This is a genomic window from Streptomyces cucumeris (assembly GCF_024295805.1).
GTDB lineage: Bacteria > Actinomycetota > Actinomycetes > Streptomycetales > Streptomycetaceae > Streptomyces > Streptomyces cucumeris.
Window position 1 is genome coordinate 339,105 of sequence record NZ_JANCLX010000005.1, and the last position, 17,089, is coordinate 356,193.

A 17,089-nucleotide genomic window follows, 5' to 3' on the forward strand; every position below is an offset into this window, starting at 1 on the left:
TGCGCCGCGCCCCCCCCGCCCCCCGCGGGCCGGGGCCCCGCCGTGCCGGGCCCCCCCCCGGCCCGGGCGTCAGTCGAGGGGTGCGGAGGAGGTCACTCGCTCCGGGAGGCGGCGATCTGACGAGCCATGATCGTCGTCAGCTCGTAGGCGGTGTGCGAGGCGGCCACCGAGGTGATCTCGGCGTGGTCGTACGCCGGGGCCACCTCGACGAGGTCGGCCGAGACCAGGTGGCAGCCGGCCAGACCGCGCAGGATCTCCAGCAGCTCGCGGGAGGTCAGACCGCCCGCCTCGGGGGTACCGGTGCCCGGCGCATGGGCCGGGTCCAGGACGTCGATGTCGATGGAGATGTACAGCGGACGGTCACCGATGCGCTGGCGGAGCTGGTCGGTGATCTCGTCCACACCGCGCCGCATGACATCGGCGGAGGTGACGATGCCGAAGCCCATCTTGGCGTCGTCGTCCAGGTCCTTCTTCCCGTAGAGCGGACCCCGGGTACCGACGTGCGAGAGGGCGGAGGTGTCGAGGATGCCCTCCTCGACCGCGCGCCGGAACGGCGTGCCGTGGGTGTACTCGGCGCCGAAGTAGGTGTCCCAGGTGTCCAGGTGGGCGTCGAAGTGGAGCAGGGCCACCGGGCCGTACTTACGGGCCACCGCGCGCAGCAGCGGGAGGGCGATGGTGTGGTCGCCGCCCAGGGTCATCAGCCGGGCGCCGGTGCCCAGGAGGTCGTCGGCCGCGGCCTGGACGGTCTCGACGGCCTCGTTGATGTTGAACGGGTTGGCGGCGATGTCTCCGGCGTCGGCCACCTGTGCCAGGGCGAAGGGCGAGGCGTCCTGCGCCGGGTTGTAGGGGCGCAGCAGCCGGGACGCCTCCCGGATGGCGTTGCCGCCGAAGCGCGCGCCCGGCCGGTAGGAGACACCGCTGTCGAAGGGCACACCGACCACGGCGACGTCCGCGGTGCCGCCGACCTCGTCCACACGCGGCAGCCGGGCGAAGGTCGCGGGGCCGGCGAAGCGCGGGACACGGGAGGAGTCGACGGGGCCGACGGGGGCGGCGGACTGCCGGGGTGCTGAGGTCATACGGAGGAGCGTAGGCAGATCCGCCCGCGCGTCACATGTACGTTCCCGAGGGTCCGGCGCCGGCCATTTGGACACCGCGTCCACTTGCTCAGCCCTCCTGCGTCGGTCCTCCCAGCAGCCCGGAAGCGTTCTTGACCGGGTCCGGGTCGGCCGGGGTCGCGTCCGGCGCCGGGAAGCAGGTGAAGCCCAGACGCTTCATGGCGCGGGTGACCTCACCCGCGGTGAAGTCGCGCCGGTCCTGGCGGGTGACCACCGCCCCGACCTGCTTCACCGGGTAGGTGCGGCGCCCGATGCGGACCGAGGGGCCGGTGATGGGCTCGGGGCTGACGCCGGTCATCGCCTCCGTCACCTCCCGAGCGGTCAGGTCGAAGGCGAAATTGGCGATAATGCAGCGCATAGTGCCTCAACGGGGAGAGAGGGGGATCGGGAAATCCAGCGTCCCACACCGGCCGCCCCAGGGGAAGCGCCCGAGATTTCGCGGGTTCCTCCCACCCGGCCGGGGCACGTGCTATAGTTGCCTGCAGTTGCAGTTTTGGTACCCATGAACTTTGTGTGCGCCTGACGGGATGTAGCCATCAGGCGCATTTTGTTTTTACCGGTCATTTCCGGATGGGGTCATTGCGGCGACACGGGATCCGGAGAATTCGGGTTCCGACTCAGCCCCCATTGAAGGAGATTGACATGGCAACTGGCACCGTGAAGTGGTTCAACTCGGAAAAGGGCTTCGGCTTCATCGAGCAGGACGGCGGCGGCGCCGACGTCTTCGCCCACTACTCGAACATCGCCGCCCAGGGCTTCCGTGAGCTGCACGAGGGCCAGAAGGTGTCGTTCGACGTCACGCAGGGCCAGAAGGGCCCGCAGGCCGAGAACATCGTTCCCGCCTGACGCGTCACGGCTGACAGCCGGGGCCCGCACCTGATGAGGGTGCGGGCCCCGGCTCGTTCATGCCGCGTGCCCGGCCCCGTGGCGGCGCCGCCGCGGGGCTGTGCCAGGCCGGTCACGTGACCCTCGTCACGCCATGACAGGCCCGGTCCGCCGCGCGATGGAGGCCCCCATTCCGCCTCGGCAGGGGCGACAATGGGCCACATGCCGATACCCAGTACCGTGCCCAGTCGTGCCGAGCTGATCGACCACCTTGTCCGTACCCGCATCGCGGGCGATGTCGCCACTCCCCGGGAGAACAACCTCTCCCACTACCGCAAACTGGCCAACGGCGACCGCCACTACTGGCTCGGCCTGGAGCTGGGCGACCGCTGGACCGACGAACAGGACGTGCTGGCCGTCATGGCGGAGCGGTGCGGGGTGATCGACGATCCGCAGCACCGCTCGGGACAGGACACCATCGACCCCGAGCTCACGGTCGGCGCACTGGACCGGATGGCGTCGGTACTGCGGAAGGCGGCCGAGACCCAGGAGCGGGTGCTCTTCGCCACCGGCCACCCCGGCGGGCTGCTGGAGGCCCACCGGGCCACCGCTTCGGCCCTGCGGGCCGCGGGCTGCGACATCGTGGAGATCCCCGGCGGGCTCCAGGCGGACGAGGGGTACGTCTTCCAGTTCTGCGACGTGGCGATGCTGGAGCGCGGCGCCACCCTCTGGCACACCCACTCCCCCGCCCCGATGGCGGCGATCCTGGACGGGCTGGCCCGTGAGGGGCGTCCGCTGCCCGATCTGGTGGTCGCCGACCACGGCTGGGCCGGCTGCGCCGGACAGCGGGGCATCGACGCCGTCGGGTACGCGGACTGCAATGACCCCGCGCTCTTCCTCGGTGAGTCCGAGGGCAGCCTCTCGGTGGTCGTCCCGCTGGACGACCACGTCACCAATCCGCGGTTCTACGACCCGATGACCGCCTATCTCCTGGACGCGGCCGGGCTCGAACCCCGCTTCTGACGCGCCGGCCCCCGGTACCTCGCCCGGCGCACCGAGGCGTTCACCCGCTCACGCGCCGAGGCGCCGAGCCACCGGGCACTCCGGCACCACGGGCGCGCGTCCCCGCCGCGCGCCGGACCCCGGACCCCCGCCGCAGGTCCGGGAGACCGCCGTCACGCCTTGTGCGGCACCCGCATGACGCCCTCCTGGATCACCGAGACGGCCAGCCGCCCGTCGGCGGTGAAGATCCGGCCCTTGGCGAGGCCGCGTCCGCCGGACGCCGAGGGGCTCTCCTGGTCGTACAGCAGCCAGTCGTCCACCCGGAACGGCCGGTGGAACCACATGGCGTGGTCGAGGCTGGCGCCGACGATGTCCCCCACCACCCAGCCGCCCCGGCCGTGCGCGAGCAGCACCGAGTCCAGCAGGGTCATATCGGAGACATAGGTGGCCAGGCAGACGTGCAGCAGCGGATCGTCGGCCACGCCGTCCAGTTTGCCGTTGGTCCGGAACCACACCCGCGACTTCGCCTCACGCGGCCGTCCGACGCTGCCGTAGGGCGGCTCGTCCACGTACCGCAGGTCCACCGCCGCCCGGGAATTCAGCATCCGCCTGCTGACCTCCGGCCGGATGAGGTCCTTGTAGCGGGGCAGCAGTTCCTCGGCGGTCGGCAGGGACAGCGGATCGGGGACGTCCGGCATCGGCTCCTGGTGCTCGAGCCCCTCCTCGTACGTCTGGAACGACGCCGACAGGTGGAAGATCGGCTGGCCGTGCTGGACGGCCACCACCCGGCGGGTGGTGAAGGACCGGCCGTCACGGATCCGGTCCACCGTGTAGACGATGGGCGCCCCGGGGTCGCCGGGCCGCAGGAAGTAGGCGTGCAGCGAGTGCGCCGACCGGTCCTCCGGGACGGTGCGCCCTGCGGCCACCAGCGCCTGTGCGGCCACCTGGCCGCCGAAGACGCGGGGCACCATGGGCGCGGCGTCACTGGTGCCGCGGAAGATGTCCCGCTCGATCCGCTCGAGGTCGAGCAGTTCGAGCAGGCCCTGGAGTGCGTCATTCATGGTTCGCGCAGTCTTGCAGAGCGGTGCCGCGGCACGGGCGCCGACGGGCGGGACGGGCGGCGCGGGCTGCCATCACAGCCCCATCGACTTGGCGACGATCGAGCGCATGACCTCGCTGGTGCCGCCGTAGATGCGGTTGACGCGGGTGTCCGCGTACAGCCGGGCGATGGGGTACTCCATCATGTAGCCGTAACCGCCGTGCAGCTGGAGGCACTTGTCGATGACGACATTGGCGCGCTCGGTGGTGAACAGCTTGGCGGAGGCGGCGTCGGCGGCGGTCAGCTCACCGGCGTCGTGCGCGTCCAGCGCCCGGTCCACGACCGCCTGCATCGCGTCCACCTCGGACTTGCAGTCGGCGAGCGTGAACTTGGTGTTCTGGAAGGACGCCACCGACTTCCCGAAGACCGAGCGGTCCTGGACGTATCCCTTGGCGAACTCCACGGCGGCGGCCGCCTGGGCGTAGGCGCCGATGGCGATGCCCAGCCGCTCCTGGGGCAGATTGTGGGCGAGGTAGCCGAACGCCTTGCCCTCCTCGCCGAGCAGGTCCTCCACCGGCACCTTGACGTCCGTGAAGGAGAGTTCGGCGGTGTCGGAGGTCTTCAGGCCGAGCTTCTCCAGCCGCCGGCCGACCGCGTACCCCTCGCTCCTGGTGTCGACCACGAGGATGGATATGCCCGCGCGGCGGTCCTCGGCGGTGGCGGGGGCGGTGCGGGCGCAGACCAGCACCCGGTCGGCGAGCACCCCGCCGGTGATGAAGGTCTTGGCGCCGTTGAGGACGTAGTGGGTGCCGTCCTCGGAGAGCTTGGCGGTGGTCTTCATACCCGCCAGGTCCGAACCGGTGCCCGGCTCGGTCATGGCGATGGCGGTCATCATCTCGCCGCTGACGAAGGGCGGCAGCCAGCGCCGCTTCTGCTCCTCGGTGGCGTACGCCAGCAGATAGGGCAGACACAGCGCGGTGTGCACCCCGCTGCCGCCGAAGCTGACCCCGGCGCGGGCGCACTCCTCGGTGATCACCGCGTTGAACTTGAAGCTGGTCTCGCCCGCGCCGCCGTACTCCTCGGGGACCTCGATCCCGAAGACACCCAGCTCACCGAGTTTCTTGTAGAACTCACGGGGGGCCTGACCGGCCTCGCGCCACGCGTCGTAGTACGGCACGACCTCGGCCGCGATGAAGTCACGGATGGTCTGCCGGAACGCCTCGTGGTCCTCGTTGAACACCGTGCGGCGCATCAGCCACTCCCTACTCGTTCTCGCGGCCCGGCCACCTCCGCCCGCGCGGCCGTGACCGCGCGCCGCCGTGGTCGCACCATGCCGGGTTGACAGCAGACGCCTAAGCGCTTGCTCAGCGAAAGCTACCGGCCGGTCAGCGACCCTGTCCAGAGGAACCGTCGGCGGCATGGGCGGCCGCGAAGGCGCCCAGCGCCAGCCGGTGCAGCAGGGCGGCGGTGGCCTCACGCCCGGGGAGCGCACCGGGGCGGCCGAGGTGCGGGGTGGAGTTGAGCAGCCCGAAAACGGCGTGCACACAGGCGCGGGCCTCGGCCTCGGCGAGCCCGGGGTAGACCGTGCGCACCACCTCGACCCACAGCTCCACGTACTGCCGCTGGAGCGAACGGACCAGCTTGCGGTCGGTGTCCCGGAGCCGGTCCAGCTCACGGTCGTGGAGGATGATCAGCGGCCGGTCGTCCAGGGCGAAGTCGATATGGCCCTCGATGAGGGAGTCCAGCACCTCGGCCGGGCTCAGACCGCCGCCCTCGGCCTCGGCGGCGCGCTTCTTCCCGCCGGTCAGCAGCCGGCCGCTGATGCCCACCAGGAGCTCGGCGAGCATCGCGTCCTTGCCCGCGAAGTGGCGGTAGAGGCCGGGGCCGCTGATACCGACCGCCGCGCCTATCTCGTCGACGCCGACACCGTGGAACCCGCGCTCGGCGAAGAGCCGCGCGGCCTCCTTGAGGATCTGCTCACGGCGGGTCGGGGCGGGGGCATGCGTGCTCATGAAATCAATTCTAGACAGCGGGGTTAGTGGTCGTTAACCTGATGGGTGGGTTAACGCTTATTAACCCGTCCGGCGAAGCGAGCGAGGGGGCTCGAACCGATGGAGCAGGCACCGGTGCTGCGGAGCGGCGCCGACCCGGCGTCCGACGCCTGGAAGGCCAATGAGGCCGCGCACCGCGAGCTGGCCGCGCGCCTGCGCGAGAAGCTGGCCGCGGCGCGGCTGGGAGGCGGAGAGAAGGCGCGGGCGCGCCACACCTCGCGCGGCAAGCTGCTGCCGCGCGACCGGGTGGACACCCTGCTGGACCCCGGCTCCCCCTTCCTGGAGCTGGCCCCGCTCGCGGCCGACGGAATGTACGGCGGGCAGGCCCCGGCGGCGGGTGTGATCGCCGGGATCGGCCGGGTCGCGGGCCGCGAGGTGGTCGTGGTCGCCAATGACGCCACCGTCAAGGGCGGCACCTACTACCCGATGACGGTGAAGAAGCATCTGCGCGCCCAGGAGGTCGCGCTGGAGAACCGGCTGCCGTGTGTCTATCTGGTCGACTCCGGCGGCGCCTTCCTCCCGATGCAGGACGAGGTCTTCCCCGACCGTGACCACTTCGGCCGGATCTTCTTCAACCAGGCGCGGATGTCCGGCGCCGGGATCCCCCAGGTCGCGGCGGTGCTGGGATCCTGCACCGCGGGCGGCGCCTATGTCCCGGCGATGAGCGACGAGGCGGTCATCGTGCGTGGCCAGGGCACCATCTTCCTGGGCGGGCCGCCGCTGGTGAAGGCCGCCACCGGTGAGGTGGTCACCGCCGAGGAGCTGGGCGGCGGGGAGGTCCACTCCCGGGTCTCCGGCGTCACCGACCACCTCGCCGAGGACGACGCCCACGCGCTGCGGATCGTCCGCGACATCGTCGCCACCCTGCCGTCCTCCCCCGCCCAGCGGGGCGCGCTGCCCTGGCGGGTGGAGCCGTCCCAGGAGCCCGCGGTGGACCCCGCAGGGCTGTACGGGGCGGTGCCGGTCGACTCGCGCACCCCGTACGACGTGCGCGAGGTGATCGCGCGGGTGGTGGACGGCTCGCGGTTCGCCGAGTTCAAGGCCGAGTTCGGCACCACGCTGGTCACCGGCTTCGCCCGGATCATGGGCCACCCGGTGGGCATCGTCGCCAACAACGGCATCCTGTTCTCCGAATCCGCCCAGAAGGGCGCCCACTTCATCGAGCTGTGCGACCAGCGCGGTATCCCGCTGGTCTTCCTGCAGAACATCTCGGGCTTCATGGTCGGCCGCAGCTATGAGGCGGGCGGTATCGCCAAGCACGGCGCCAAGATGGTCACCGCCGTCGCCTGCACCCGGGTCCCCAAGCTCACCGTGGTGGTGGGCGGTTCCTACGGCGCGGGGAACTACTCGATGTGCGGCCGGGCCTATTCACCGCGCTTCCTGTGGATGTGGCCCAATGCCAAGATCTCGGTGATGGGCGGTGAGCAGGCCGCCTCGGTGCTCGCCACCGTCAAACGCGACCAGCTCGAAGCACGCGGCGAGGAGTGGAGCGCCGAGGACGAGGAGGCGTTCCGCGCCCCGGTCCGCGAGCAGTACGAGACCCAGGGCAGCGCCTATTACGCCACCGCCCGGCTGTGGGACGACGGAGTGATCGACCCCCTGGAGACCCGTACGGTGCTCGGTCTCGCGCTCACCGCGTGTGCGAGCGCCCCGCTGCCCGAGAAGGACCCCGCGGCGCCCGGCTACGGCGTCTTCCGGATGTGAGGGGAATGCACCCGATGTTCGAGACAGTCCTGGTGGCCAACCGCGGTGAGATCGCGGTGCGCGTCATCCGCACCCTGCGGCGGCTCGGGGTGCGCTCGGTCGCCGTCTACAGCGACGCCGACGCGGACGCCCGCCATGTGCGGGAGGCGGACACCGCCGTGCGGATCGGCCCCGCCCAGGCCGCGGAGAGCTATCTGTCGATCGAGCGGCTGCTGGAGGCGGCGGCCCGCACCGGCGCCCAGGCCGTCCACCCCGGCTATGGCTTCCTCGCGGAGAACGCGGCGTTCGCCCGCGCCTGTGCCGATGCCGGGCTGGCCTTCATCGGCCCCCCGGCCGGGGCCATCGAGCTGATGGGCGACAAGATCCGCGCCAAGGAGACGGTGCGCGCGGCCGGGGTGCCGGTGGTGCCCGGCTCCTCCGGCAGCGGTCTGACGGACGCCCAGCTCACCGAGGCGGCCCGGGAGATCGGGATGCCGGTGCTGCTCAAGCCCTCGGCGGGCGGCGGCGGCAAGGGCATGCGGCTGGTGCGGGACGAGGCGCTGCTCGCGGATGAGATCGCGGCCGCCCGGCGCGAGGCGCGCGGCGCCTTCGGCGATGACACCCTGCTCGTGGAGCGCTGGATCGACCGGCCGCGCCATATCGAGATCCAGGTGCTCGCCGACGGCCATGGCGGAGTGATCCACCTCGGCGAGCGCGAGTGCTCGCTCCAGCGCCGTCACCAGAAGATCATCGAGGAGGCGCCCAGTCCGCTGCTGGACGAGGCCACCCGGGCGCTGATGGGCGAGGCGGCGGCCTCCGCGGCGCGGTCGTGCGGCTATGTCGGCGCGGGCACCGTGGAGTTCATCGTCCCGGGCGACGATCCCTCCGCGTACTGCTTCATGGAGATGAACACCCGCCTCCAGGTCGAGCATCCGGTGACCGAGCTGATCACCGGTCTTGACCTGGTGGAGTGGCAGCTCCGGGTGGCGGCCGGCGAGCCGCTGCCCCACGCCCAGGAGGACATCACCTTCACCGGCCATGCCGTGGAGGCCCGGATCTGCGCCGAGACCGCCCGGGCCACCGGCGACCGGGTGGACTTCCTGCCCTCCGCGGGCACCGTGCTGGCGCTGGACGAGCCCGTCGGCGAAGGCGTCCGGGTCGACTCCGGGCTGAGCACCGGCACCGAGGTCGGCACCACCTACGACCCGATGCTCGCCAAGGTCATCGCCTACGGACCGGACCGCCCCACCGCGCTCCGCCGGCTGCGGGCCGCCCTCGCCGAGCTGAGCGTGCTGGGCGTGGACACCAATGCGGGCTTCCTGCGCCGGCTGGCCGCCCATCCCCAGGTGGTCTCCGGCGAGCTGGACACCGGACTGGTCGACCGCGCGGCGGCCTCCCTGGTCCCCGACCGGGTCCCGGACGAGGTCTATGCCGCCGCCGCACTGCTGCGCCAGGCGGCCCTGGAGCCGGGCGGGGCCGGTGCGCGGCCGGAGTCCGGCGGCTGGGTGGACCCGTTCTCGGTGCCGACCGGCTGGCGGCTGGGCGGTACGCCCACCTGGACCGTCCACCGGCTGCGGATCTCCGGCCACCCCCCGGTCACCGTGCGGGTGCGCGGCCGGGCACAGGGCGCCGATGTGGTGATCGAGCGCCAGGACGACACCCCGGCCGCCCAGGACGCGCCCGCGGCCGAGCCCCTGCGGGCCCGGCTGACCGGGCTCGGCGCGGGCGACGACCGGGTGGTGCTCGATCTGGCCGGGGTCACCTTCCCCTTCCGCCACGTCGCGGACGGCGCGAGCCAGTGGCTGGGGCGCGAGGCCGACACCTGGCGCGTGGTGGGCCATGACCCGGTCGAGGAGGCGCTGCGCGGCGGCGGGTCCGACGCCCACGCCGGGGAGCTCACCGCCCCGATGCCCGGCACCGTCACGGTCGTCAAGGCGGCCGTCGGTGACGAGGTCACCGCGGGCCAGGGGCTGCTGGTGGTCGAGGCGATGAAGATGGAGCACCTCATCTCCGCCCCGCACGACGGCACCGTCACCGAGCTCGATGTCACCCCCGGCAGCACGGTCGCCATGGACCAGCTCCTGGCGGTCGTCACCCCGTCCGGGACCGGCGAGGCCGGCGAGACCGAGGAGCGTGTGTGATGTCCGTGCCGGACACCCCCGCCGGACCGGCCGGGCTCCCCATGACCGTTCCGGCCCCCGGGCTGCCCGCCCGGGTCCGGATCCATGAGGTGGGCCCGCGGGACGGCCTGCAGAACGAGAAGACGCTGGTGCCGGTGGCCGTGAAGGCCGAGTTCATCCGGCGGCTGGCCGAGGCGGGCCTGGACACGGTCGAGGCCACCAGCTTCGTCCACCCCAAGTGGGTGCCCCAACTGGCCGACGCCGAGCAGCTGATGCCGCTGATCGACGATGTCCCCGCCCGGCTCCCGGTGCTGGTGCCCAATGAGCGCGGGCTGGAGCGCGCGCTCGCCCTGGGCGCCCGGGAGATCGCCGTCTTCGCCAGCGCCACCGAGTCCTTCGCCAAGGCCAATCTCAACCGCACGGTGGACGAGGCGCTGGAGATGTTCGCACCGGTGGTCACCCGGGCCCTGGAGGCCGGGGCGACGGTGCGCGGCTATCTGTCGATGTGCTTCGGCGACCCCTGGGAGGGTCCGGTCCCGGTCTCCCAGACCGTCTCGGTCAGCCGCCGTCTGATCGAGATGGGCTGTGCCGAGCTGAGCCTCGGCGACACCATCGGTGTGGCCACCCCCGGACATGTCACCGAGCTGCTGACCGCGCTCAACGAGGCGGGCGTGGCCGATGACCGGCTGGCGGTGCACTTCCACGACACCTACGGCCAGGCGCTCGCCAACACCCTGGCCGCCCTCCAGCACGGTGTCACCACCGTGGACGCCTCCGCCGGTGGCCTCGGCGGCTGTCCCTACGCCAAGAGCGCCACCGGCAATCTCGCGACCGAAGACCTGGTGTGGATGCTCGACGGCCTCGGCATCGAGACCGGGGTCGACCTCGGCCGTCTCACCGCCACCAGCGTGTGGATGGCCCGGCACCTGGGCCGGCCCAGCCCGTCCCGTACCGTCCGCGCCCTCTCCCAGAAGGAGATCTGAGTCATGACGATCGACCACCGTCTCTCCACCGAGCACGAGGAACTGCGCCGCACCGTCGAGGAGTTCGCGCAGGACGTGGTCGCCCCGAAGATCGGGAAGTACTGGGAGGAGCATGAGTTCCCGTACGAGATCATCCGGGAGATGGGCCGGATGGGCCTGTTCGGACTGCCCTTCCCCGAGGAGTACGGCGGGATGGGCGGCGACTACCTGGCGCTCGGCCTGGCCCTCGAGGAGCTGGCCCGGGTCGACTCCTCGGTGGCGATCACCCTGGAGGCCGGGGTCTCCCTCGGCGCGATGCCGATCTTCCTCTACGGCACCGAGGAGCAGAAGCGGCAGTGGCTGCCGGGGCTGTGCTCCGGCGAGTCGCTGGGCGCGTTCGGGCTGACCGAGCCCGGCGGCGGTTCGGACGCGGGCGCCACCCGCACCACCGCGCGGCTGGACGAGGCCACCGGCGAGTGGGTGATCAACGGCTCCAAGTGCTTCATCACCAACTCCGGTACGGATATCACCGCGCTGGTCACGGTCACCGCCGTCACCGACCGCAAGCCGGACGGCCACCCCGAGATCTCCTCCATCATCGTGCCCGCGGGCACCCCCGGGTTCAGCGTGGCCGCCCCCTACTCCAAGGTGGGGTGGAATGCGTCGGACACCCGCGAGCTGTCCTTCACCGACTGCCGGGTCCCCGCGGCCAATCTGCTGGGTGAGAAGGGCCGGGGCTACGCCCAGTTCCTGCGGATACTGGACGAGGGCCGGATCGCGATCTCGGCGCTGGCCACTGGGCTGGCCCAGGGCTGTGTGGACGAGTCGGTGAAGTACGCCAAGACCCGGGAGTCCTTCGGCCGTCCCATCGGTGCCAACCAGGCGATCCAGTTCAAGCTGGCGGACATGGAGATGCGTGCCCATATGGCACGGGTGGCCTGGCGTGACGCGGCGTCCCGGCTGGTGCGCGGGGAGCCGTTCAAGAAGGAGGCGTCGATCGCCAAGCTCTACTCCTCCGGTGTCGCGGTGGACAACGCCCGGGAGGCCACCCAGATCCACGGTGGCTACGGCTTCATGAACGAGTACCCGGTGGCCCGGATGTGGCGTGACTCCAAGATCCTGGAGATCGGTGAGGGCACCAGTGAGGTCCAGCGGATGCTGATCGCCCGGGAGCTGGGCTTCGCGGGCTGATGGCGGCGGGCCCCACCGGGGCCCACCACCTCCCGCCGCTCACCGCCGCTCAGTCGATCCCCGTCCGTCAGGACGCGGGCCAGGGCACCTGCGGTGAGCGGTAGTAGCTGATGCCCAGGGCGTCCCAGCGGGGCCCCTGGGCGGCCAGCCGCACCTTGTAGGCGTCCCAGTCATGGGTGGCCCGGGGTGACCAGCCGAGTTCGGCGATCCCGGGCAGCCGGGGGAAGGCCATGTACTCGATATGCGCGCCGGTGGACAGGGTCTCCGTCCACAGCGGCGCCTCCACGCCCAGGACCGATGAGGCCGGGGCGTCCTTGATGTAGGCGCCCGGGTCCCAGTCGTAGGACTGCCGGACCTCGACATATCCGGCCCAGGAGAGCCCCAGCGGGGTGTCCTTGGTGTACTTCATGTCCAGATAGGCGCGGTTGGCGGGCGAGAGGACCAGCCGGGTGCCCGCCCTGGCCGCGTCCACGACCTCCTTCTCGCTGCCGTCCAGCCCCCAGTACTGCGCGATGGCTCCCTCGGCGGGACGGGCGCCGGTGAGCTGGTGCCAGCCCACCACCGTCTTGCCGTAGCGGGCCACGACGGGCTGCACCCGGTCCATGAAGGCCGTGTAGTCGGCGTGGCTGGTGGAGTGCGCCTCGTCGCCGCCGATGTGGAGCAGCCGGCCCGGGGTGAGCGCGGCGAGTTCGCGGATGACGTCGTCCACGAAGTCGTAGGTCACCTCCTTGGGCACGCACAGCGAACTGAAACCGACCTCGGTGCCGGTGTAGAGCGGCCGGGCGACCCCGTCGCAGTTGAGCTCGGCGTAGGAGGCGAGCGCCGCGTTGGTATGGCCCGGCAGGTCGATCTCCGGGACCACGGTCAGCTCGCGGTCGGCGGCGTAGCGCACGATCTCCCGGTAGTCGGCCTTGGTGTAGTAGCCGCCGGGGCCGCCGCCGACCTGGGTGGAGCCGCCGTACGTGGCCAGCCGCGGCCAGGAGTCGATGGCGATCCGCCACCCCTGGTCGTCCGACAGATGCAGATGCAGCTTGTTGATCTTGTACAGGGCGAGCTGGTCCACATAGCGCTTGACCTGGTCGACGGTGAAGAAGTGCCGGGAGACATCGAGCATCGCGCCCCGGTAGCCGAACCGCGGCTCATCGGTGATGGTGCCGCCGGAGATCCGCCAGGGTCCGGGCTGCCGGGTCGTCCGCTCCACCGACGCGGGGAGGAGCTGACGCAGCGTCTGGACGCCGTGGAAGAGCCCCGCGGAGGCGCGGGCGCTGATGGTGACGGCGCGGCCGGTCACCTGGAGCCGGTAGCCCTCGGCGCCGAGGCCGCGTACGGCACGCGCACCGGGGGTGAGCCGCAGCCGGATGCCGTCACCGCCGTCCCGCGCGGTCACCGGCAGCCGGTAGCCGGTGGAGGGGCGCAGCACGCCCGCGAGGTAGTCGCCGACCCGCCGCGCCGCGGGGTTCTTCCCCACGATGCGGATCCGGGCGTCCGGACCGAGGGCGTACGGGGTGGTGGCGGGGCGTACCGAGGCGGGCGCGGGCACCACCCGGTCCAGCGGGACGGGCGCGGCGGCGGAGTGCTCGGTGGCGGCGGACGGTTCCGCCGTGGCGGCGGTCCCCGCCCCGGCCGCCACGGTCAGCAGGAGGGAACACAGAAGTCGGGCACGGCGTCGTCTCACAGGGAATCCCTTCAACGAGGCGTCGCGTCCCTGGGTACCGCGCGCCCCCGCCGTGGTCAAGGTGTAGACCAATACGCAGCCGACCGCCTGTCAGAATTCACGTCATGGCGGAAATCACCCAGCGCGATGGTGCCTGGTCCTTCGACGGCGGCGCGATACGGATCGTCCCGGGGCGGGACAAGAGTGTGAACCCGGTGCGGCAGTCGCTCGGCGAACTGACCGTCCCGCTGGGGGCGGTGGCGGGCATCGCCCATGAACCGGGCCGCAAGGCGGGGCGGTTGCGGCTGAAGCTGCGCGAGGGAGCGGATCCGCTGCTCCAGGCGACCCGCGGCAAACTGCCGGACGCGGCCGACCCGTATCAGCTCTCGGTCGAGGCGGACCGTTCCGGCGTCGCCGAGTACCTGGTCGAGGAGGTCCGGCGGGCACTGCTGCTGGACCAGGTGCCGTCCGGACCGTGTGACCGCTATCTGCTGCCCGGCCCGTATGTCCCGCTGTCGGTGTCGGCCGGGGACGCCACGGTCTCCTTCGACGGGGAGCGGATCCGGCTGGAGTGGAACTGGAAGACCGAGGAGTCGAAGAAGTCGGGCGGCACCCGGACCATCCGGCTGGCCGATCTGGAGGCGGTGGAGTGGCACCCCGCCGTCGGACTGGACAACGGCCATCTGCGGTTCCGCACGGCGCGGGCGGGGGCTCCGGCGGCGCCCAAGTACGACCCGCACACCGTGGTGCTCTACGGCTTCAAGAAGGACCCGCTGATGACCCTGGTCGCGGCGGCCGTCACCGCCCGGCTGCCGCATCCGTGCACGGCCCCGGCCACGGCCCCGGCCGCCGGGCCCGCCGACGCGGCCCCGGCCCTGCCCACCGGAGACCAGCAGTCGGGGCATACCGCATATAACGGTCAGGCGGCGCCAGGCGGGGCGGGTGAGGGTGACGCGGATCACGACACCCTGCTGCGACGGCTGCGCGAACTCGGCGATCTCCACAAGGGCGGAGTGCTCACCGAGGAGGAGTTCACCGCCGCCAAGCAGGCCGTACTCCGCCGTTTCTAGCCATTCACGCCATCCCTTGCCCGATGTCGGGCAGGATTCTTGCGAAAGAACCCTCTTCCCCGCAGTATCGATGGGTGCTCGATCGCCGTATGTCCCACGATGACCTTGTCGACCACCTGGTCCGCTCCACGCCGCTCAGCCGCGGCGAGGCGGCCCGGGTGGTGCTGGACGTCCTGGCGTACTTCGACGAGACGACCGAGGAGTTCGTCCGCCGCCGCCACCGCGAGCTGCAGTCCGGCGGACTGACCAACGCGGACATCTTCGAGCGGATCACGGCCGAGCTGCCGTACCGCGCGGTGGCGCCGCCCGGACTCTCGCTGCGGCAGCTGCGCCGCATCGTCTACGGCTGACACCGCGGACGGCGGCCGCCACCGCCGGTCCCGGACCACGAGCACCCTGCGACCGATCCACTAGGGAGGGCCTGAACACCATGTGCGGAATCGTCGGATACATCGGCAAACGCGATGTGGCGCCGCTGCTGCTGGAAGGTCTCCAGCGACTGGAGTACCGCGGCTACGACTCCGCGGGCATCGCGATCCAGGCCAAGCCCGCCAAGGGCGCCCAGGGCGCCGGACTGAAGACCGCCAAGGCCAAGGGCCGGGTCCGTGAGCTCGAGTCCCGGCTGCCCAAGCGCTTCGCGGGCACCGTCGGCATCGCCCACACCCGCTGGGCCACCCACGGCGCGCCGGGCGACATCAACGCGCACCCCCACACGGACGCCGACGGCAAGGTCGCCATCGTCCACAACGGGATCATCGACAACGCCTCCGATCTGCGCGCCAAGCTGGTCGCCGACGGGGTGGAGCTGGTCTCCGAGACCGACTCCGAGGTAGTGGCGCATCTGATCGGCCGCTCCCAGGCGAGCACCCTGGAGGAGAAGGTCCGCCACGCGCTCACCCTGATCGAGGGCACCTACGGCATCGCCGTGCTGCACGCGGACTTCCCCGACCGCATCGTCGTCGCCCGCAACGGCTCGCCCGTGGTGCTGGGCATCGGCGAGAAGGAGATGTTCGTCGCCTCCGACGTCGCCGCGCTGGTCAGCCACACCCGCCAGGTGGTCACTCTGGACGACGGTGAGATGGCCACCCTCAAGGCCGACGACTACCGCACCTACACCACCGAGGGCAGCCGCACCGCCCCCGCGCCGACGACGGTGGAGTGGGAGGCCGAGTCGTACGACATGGGCGGCCACGACACCTATATGCACAAGGAGATCCACGAGCAGGTCGACGCCGTGGACCGGGTGCTGCGCGGCCGGATCGACGACCGCTTCTCCACCGTCCGGCTGGGCGGGCTCAACCTGGACGCCCGGGAGGCGCGCGGGGTGCGCCGGGTGAAGATCCTCGGCTGCGGCTCGGCGTACCACACGGGTCTGATCGGCGCCCAGCTCATCGAGGAGCTGGCCCGGATCCCGGCCGACGCCGAGCCCGCGAGCGAGTTCCGCTACCGCAACCCGGTGGTGGACCCCGACACCCTCTACATCGCGGTCAGCCAGTCCGGCGAGACCTACGACACTCTGGCCGCCGTACAGGAGCTCAAGCGCAAGGGCGCGCGGGTGCTGGGCGTGGTCAACGTCGTCGGCAGCGCCATCGCGCGCGAGACGGACGGCGGGGTGTACGTGCACGCGGGCCCGGAGGTGTGCGTCGTCTCCACCAAGTGCTTCACCAACACCGCCGTCGCCTTCGCCCTGCTCGCCCTGCACCTGGGCCGGATCCGCGATCTGTCGGTGGCCGACGGCAAGCGGATCATCGCCGGACTGCGCAGGCTGCCGGAGCAGATCGCCGAGGTGCTGCGCGGCGAGGAGGAGATCAAGAAGCTCGCCGCGGAGTACGCGAACGCAAAGAGCATGATGTTCATCGGCCGGGTCCGCGGCTACCCGGTCGCGCGCGAGGCGTCCTTGAAGCTCAAGGAGGTCTCCTACGTCCACGCCGAGGCGTACCCGGCCTCCGAGCTCAAGCACGGGCCGCTGGCGCTCATCGAGCCGGAGGTGCCGACGGTGGCGGTGCTCCCCGATGACGACCTACTGGAGAAGAACCGCGCGACCCTGGAGGAGATCAAGGCCCGCAGCGGCCGGATCCTCGCCGTCGCCCACCAGGAGCAGGAGAAGGCGGACCACACCATCGTGGTGCCCCGCAACGAGGTGGAGCTCGACCCGATCCTCATGGGCATCCCGCTCCAGCTGCTCGCCTACCACACCGCGCTGGCGCTGGGCCGGGACATCGACAAGCCCCGCAACCTCGCCAAGTCGGTGACGGTGGAGTAGCCCCTCCGGGAGTCCGTCCGGCGGTCCCCGCGTGTGCCACCAACACACGCGGGGGCCGCCTCCCTTGGCCGGCGTCGCCCTCCGCCGGCGGCGGCCGCCCCACGGGAACCGTCA

General features: G+C 71.7%; 15 protein-coding genes. 9 read left to right on the top strand and 6 right to left on the bottom strand.

Annotated elements, in window-relative coordinates:
* Window positions 1-92 precede the first annotated feature (92 nt).
* Together speB and NMK44_RS10345 are read right to left on the bottom strand one after the other, a co-directional pair.
* Complete coding sequence (gene speB, locus NMK44_RS10340) at window positions 93-1,076, bottom strand: agmatinase (protein ID WP_254740677.1); 984 nt, start codon at window positions 1,074-1,076, stop codon at window positions 93-95.
* An 88-nt stretch (window positions 1,077-1,164) separates the two neighbouring features.
* Window positions 1,165-1,473, bottom strand: coding sequence for an SCO5918 family protein (locus NMK44_RS10345; protein ID WP_254740679.1), 309 nt, complete (start codon window positions 1,471-1,473; stop codon window positions 1,165-1,167).
* A 284-nt stretch (window positions 1,474-1,757) separates the two neighbouring features.
* Here NMK44_RS10345 and NMK44_RS10350 point away from each other — a divergent pair, with 284 nt between their 5' ends.
* Window positions 1,758-1,961 (top strand): cold-shock protein, encoded by a 204-nt coding sequence (locus NMK44_RS10350; protein WP_254740681.1) that lies wholly within the window; start codon window positions 1,758-1,760, stop codon window positions 1,959-1,961.
* Between the two features lie 192 nt (window positions 1,962-2,153).
* The gene (locus tag NMK44_RS10355) at window positions 2,154-2,963 is read left to right on the top strand and encodes a phosphatase (RefSeq protein ID WP_374215255.1); all 810 of its coding nucleotides are present in this window, start codon (window positions 2,154-2,156) and stop codon (window positions 2,961-2,963) included.
* Window positions 2,964-3,115: 152 nt separating this feature from the next.
* Here the strand turns inward: NMK44_RS10355 and tesB are convergent, their stop codons facing one another.
* From tesB to NMK44_RS10370, 3 genes are all read right to left on the bottom strand, one after another.
* The gene (gene tesB, locus NMK44_RS10360; RefSeq protein WP_254740684.1) at window positions 3,116-4,003 is read right to left on the bottom strand and encodes an acyl-CoA thioesterase II; all 888 of its coding nucleotides are present in this window, start codon (window positions 4,001-4,003) and stop codon (window positions 3,116-3,118) included.
* A gap of 72 nt (window positions 4,004-4,075) precedes the next feature.
* A complete protein-coding gene (locus NMK44_RS10365) occupies window positions 4,076-5,233 on the bottom strand; it encodes an acyl-CoA dehydrogenase family protein (protein WP_254740686.1) in 1,158 nt (385 codons plus the stop codon).
* A gap of 133 nt (window positions 5,234-5,366) precedes the next feature.
* Entirely contained in the window at window positions 5,367-5,993 is a 627-nt protein-coding gene (locus tag NMK44_RS10370) for an SACE_7040 family transcriptional regulator (protein ID WP_254740687.1), read from the bottom strand.
* A gap of 99 nt (window positions 5,994-6,092) precedes the next feature.
* Here NMK44_RS10370 and NMK44_RS10375 point away from each other — a divergent pair, with 99 nt between their 5' ends.
* From NMK44_RS10375 to NMK44_RS10390, 4 genes are read left to right on the top strand one after another with little or no spacing between them, the layout of a single operon-like run.
* The gene (locus NMK44_RS10375) at window positions 6,093-7,736 is read left to right on the top strand and encodes a carboxyl transferase domain-containing protein (RefSeq protein WP_254740688.1); all 1,644 of its coding nucleotides are present in this window, start codon (window positions 6,093-6,095) and stop codon (window positions 7,734-7,736) included.
* A gap of 14 nt (window positions 7,737-7,750) precedes the next feature.
* A complete protein-coding gene (locus tag NMK44_RS10380) occupies window positions 7,751-9,856 on the top strand; it encodes an acetyl/propionyl/methylcrotonyl-CoA carboxylase subunit alpha (protein ID WP_254740690.1) in 2,106 nt (701 codons plus the stop codon).
* Window positions 9,856-10,818 carry a hydroxymethylglutaryl-CoA lyase gene (locus NMK44_RS10385; protein WP_254740691.1) on the top strand — a complete coding sequence of 321 codons (963 nt, stop codon included), beginning with the start codon at window positions 9,856-9,858 and terminating at the stop codon, window positions 10,816-10,818. Before NMK44_RS10380 ends, NMK44_RS10385 begins: the two co-directional genes overlap by 1 nt.
* Before the next feature lie 3 nt (window positions 10,819-10,821).
* Window positions 10,822-11,988 (top strand): acyl-CoA dehydrogenase family protein, encoded by a 1,167-nt coding sequence (locus NMK44_RS10390; protein WP_254740692.1) that lies wholly within the window; start codon window positions 10,822-10,824, stop codon window positions 11,986-11,988.
* 67 nt (window positions 11,989-12,055) lie between these two features.
* Here NMK44_RS10390 and NMK44_RS10395 read toward each other — a convergent pair whose 3' ends face one another.
* Entirely contained in the window at window positions 12,056-13,663 is a 1,608-nt protein-coding gene (locus NMK44_RS10395) for a beta-N-acetylhexosaminidase (RefSeq protein WP_254740694.1), read from the bottom strand.
* Between the two features lie 104 nt (window positions 13,664-13,767).
* Between NMK44_RS10395 and NMK44_RS10400 the strand changes: the two genes are divergently transcribed.
* The 3 genes from NMK44_RS10400 to glmS all read left to right on the top strand — a co-directional run bounded on the left by NMK44_RS10400 (window position 13,768) and on the right by glmS (window position 16,975).
* On the top strand, window positions 13,768-14,712 hold the full coding sequence (locus tag NMK44_RS10400; protein WP_254740695.1) for a DUF4429 domain-containing protein: 945 nt from the start codon (window positions 13,768-13,770) through the stop codon (window positions 14,710-14,712).
* A gap of 74 nt (window positions 14,713-14,786) precedes the next feature.
* Window positions 14,787-15,062, top strand: coding sequence for a hypothetical protein (locus tag NMK44_RS10405; RefSeq protein WP_254740696.1), 276 nt, complete (start codon window positions 14,787-14,789; stop codon window positions 15,060-15,062).
* 80 nt (window positions 15,063-15,142) lie between these two features.
* Entirely contained in the window at window positions 15,143-16,975 is a 1,833-nt protein-coding gene (glmS, locus tag NMK44_RS10410; protein ID WP_254740698.1) for a glutamine--fructose-6-phosphate transaminase (isomerizing), read from the top strand.
* The last annotated feature ends 114 nt before the right edge of the window (window positions 16,976-17,089 follow it).